Origin of the sequence: Streptomyces sp. LS1784 (assembly GCF_020103755.1) — a bacterium.
Classification (GTDB): Bacteria; Actinomycetota; Actinomycetes; order Streptomycetales; family Streptomycetaceae; genus Kitasatospora.
In genome coordinates this window covers 1-1204 of record NZ_JAHSQD010001081.1, presented here as the reverse complement: position 1 = coordinate 1204, position 1204 = coordinate 1, and the positions used below count along the sequence as shown (strand labels likewise).

General features: G+C 76.2%; 3 protein-coding genes. All 3 read left to right on the top strand.

The window, feature by feature from the left end; translation table 11 throughout:
* A partial coding sequence (gene crcB / locus KS423_RS45780; protein ID WP_374120194.1) for a fluoride efflux transporter CrcB occupies positions 1-444 on the top strand: 444 nt, incomplete at its 5' end.
* Positions 441-815, top strand: a complete 375-nt coding sequence (locus tag KS423_RS45775) for a DUF190 domain-containing protein (protein ID WP_224285556.1) — start codon at positions 441-443, stop codon at positions 813-815. The genes crcB (KS423_RS45780) and KS423_RS45775, both read left to right, overlap by 4 nt.
* On the top strand, positions 812-1186 hold the full coding sequence (crcB, locus tag KS423_RS45770) for a fluoride efflux transporter CrcB (RefSeq protein WP_224285555.1): 375 nt from the start codon (positions 812-814) through the stop codon (positions 1184-1186). The genes KS423_RS45775 and crcB (KS423_RS45770) overlap by 4 nt, the downstream gene beginning before the upstream one ends.
* The last annotated feature ends 18 nt before the right edge of the window (positions 1187-1204 follow it).

The following is a 1204-nucleotide window of genomic DNA, read 5'->3' as shown; positions in this document are numbered from 1 at the left end:
CCGGTGCTGCGCGGGCAGGGGCGGGCGGTGGCGGTGGTCGCGGCGGGCGGGGCGATCGGGGCCACCGCGCGGTACGCGGCCGGGCTCGGCTGGCAGACCGGGCCGACGGCCTTCCCGTGGACGACGCTGCTGGTCAACGTGGTCGGCTGCGCGGTGATCGGGGTGTTCCTGGTGGTGATCACCGAGGGGCGCCAGGCGCATCCGCTGGTGCGGCCGTTCTTCGGTACCGGCGTGCTGGGCGGGTTCACCACCTTCTCGACGTACGCGGTGGACATCCGACGCCTGCTGGAGGGCGGCCGGCCCGGGCCCGCGCTGGCGTACCTCGGGCTGACGCTGGTGGGCGCGCTGTTCGCGGTGTGGGCGGCGGCCGGGCTGACCCGGCGTCTGATCCACCGGGCCGTCCGCCGCGGGGCCGGACGGGGCGCCGGCGGGGGTACGCGGTGAACCGGCTGAGCGGGCCGGCGCTGCGGCTGACCGTGCTGATCGGGGAGAGCGACCGGTGGCACCACCGCCCGCTGTACAGCGAGATCGTGCACCGCGCCCGGGAGGCCGGGCTGGCCGGGGCGAGCGTGTTCCGGGGGATCGAGGGGTTCGGTGCCTCGTCGTTGGTGCACACCACGCGGCTGCTGTCGCTGAGCGAGGACCTGCCGGTGGCGGTGGTGATCGTGGACGAGGAGGAGCGGGTGCGGGCGTTCCTGCCGCAGCTGGACGGGATGGTGGCGGAGGGGCTGGTGCTGCTGGACCGCTGCGAGGTCGTGACCTACGCGGGCCGGGGGCCGGGCCGGGGTTCGGGCCGGGGGGAGACGGCGGAGTGAACTGGCTGCTGGTGGTGGCCGGTGCGGTGGTCGGCGCGCCGCTGCGGTACCTGACCGACCGGGCGGTGCAGTCCCGGCACGACTCGGTGTTCCCGTGGGGGACGTTCGCCGTCAACGTGGTCGGCTGCCTGATCCTCGGGCTGGTGACCGGCGCGGTGGCGGCGGGTGCGGCCTCCTCGAAGGTCCAGCTGCTGCTGGGCACGGGGCTGTGCGGGGCGCTGACCACCTACTCGACCTTCTCGTACGAGACCCTGCGGCTGGCCGAGACCGGCGCCGGCCGGTACGCGCTGGCCAACGTGGCCGGCAGCGTGGTGGCGGGCCTGGCCGCGGTGTACGCGGGCGCGGAGCTGGCCTCGGCGCTCTGGGGCTGAGCGGGCGCCGGAGTGCCG